The sequence below is a fragment of the Streptomyces sp. NPDC058092 genome (assembly GCF_042884935.1).
GTDB lineage: Bacteria > Actinomycetota > Actinomycetes > Streptomycetales > Streptomycetaceae > Streptomyces.
This window is the reverse complement of the sequence record NZ_JBHVSY010000074.1, coordinates 1-1,563: the sequence shown is the minus strand read 5'-3', so window position 1 is coordinate 1,563 and position 1,563 is coordinate 1. Positions and strand designations below refer to the sequence as shown.

Annotated in this window: 1 pseudogene; it reads left to right on the top strand. The window is 68.1% G+C overall.

Going from position 1 to position 1,563, the window contains the following annotated elements:
* Positions 1-154: 154 nt before the first annotated feature.
* Positions 155-1,246 (top strand): annotated as a pseudogene (locus ACFVV1_RS40810) (IS701 family transposase); the annotation flags it as partial.
* Positions 1,247-1,563: the final 317 nt, after the last annotated feature.

The window sequence follows — 1,563 nt, the reverse complement described above, 5'->3', positions numbered from 1 at the left end:
TACTCCAGCCGGACTTCTCCATTAGCGCTGGTCAACGGCTTGGGCGTGGAGAGTGTAGCGGGCTGGAATGGGAGTGGGACGGTCTTTGCCGGGCCGTCGCACGAACGTGTGGCCGCGGTGATTGTAGGGGCAACGCTCAGGGCAGTCCGTCCGTATGAACCATGCACCAACGAACCTGTGGGAAGAGGGACTTGGCGAACTGCTCTTGCGGATCGGGGGCCGTTTCGCCCGGGTGGAGCCCCGGCGCCGGATGCGGGACTACGTCCGCGGGCTCCTTGGCCCGGTGGGCCGCAAGAACGGCTGGCAGCTCGCCGAATACGCCGGCCACGCCACCCCCGACGGGCTGCAGCACCTCCTGTCCCGGAGCCGCTGGGAGGCCGACGAGGTCCGCGACGACCTGCACGCCTACGTCGCCGAGCACCTCGGCGCGGACAACGGCGTACTGATCATCGACGACACAGGCTTCGTGAAGAAGGGCACCACCTCCGCCGGTGTCCAGCGCCAGTACTCCGGCACCGCAGGCCGTACCGAGAATTGCCAGATCGGGGTCTTCGCCGCCTACGCCACCACCCGCGGCCACACCCTGGTCGACCGCGAGCTCTACCTGCCCAAGTCCTGGACCGACGACCGCGAACGCTGCCGGGCCGCCCGAATCCCCGACACGCGCGACTTCACCACCAAGAACGACCTCGCCCGCGCCATGGTCTTGCGTGCCCTGGCCTCCCCGCTTCGCATCACGTGGGTCACCGCGGATTCCGCCTACGGCCAGGACTCCCGCTTCCGACGTTTCCTGGAAGACCACGGACTCTTCTACGTTGTCGCCGTGCCCAAATCCCAGCAGGTCCACGGCCCGCGCATCGAGGACCGCATCCTCCGTGAGGCACCACCGGAGGCCTGGCAGCGGCTGTCCGCAGGAAGCGGCGCGAAGGGCGAGCGCTTCTACGACTGGGCCGCAGCCCGCCTGCCCGCTGTGTGGGAGTTCGACGGCGACGAGCCCACCCGGCAGCGCTGGATGCTGGCCCGCCGCAGCATCGCCAAGCCCGACGAGATCGCCTACTACCTCGCCAGCGCACCCCTGGAAGCCACCGTCGCCGACCTCGTACGCATCGCCGGCTGCCGCTGGAAGGTCGAGGAATGCTTCCAGAGCGCGAAGAACGAATGCGGCCTGGACCAGTACGAAGTCCGCCGCTACGTGGGCTGGTACCGACACATCACACTCGCCATGCTCGCGCACGCTTTCCTCGCTGTCCTGGCCAGCCAGGAACGAGAAAAGGGGGCAGTGAGCGGGACACACCCGACCTCGTGGACCTCACACCGGCTGAGATTCGACGTCTGCTGGCAGCTGGACCCTACCGCCGTGCTCCGGACCGCGACCACGCGATGACGTGGTCCCACTGGCGTCGCCGCCACCAAGCACGCGCCCGCCGTTGCCACTACAAGCAGCGCGGCCACGCCTTCGTGGGACACCCCGGCAAAGACCGTCCCACCCCCATTCCAGCCCGCTACACTCTCCACGCCCAAGCCGTTGACCAGCGCTAATGGAGAAGTCCGGCTGGAGTACTA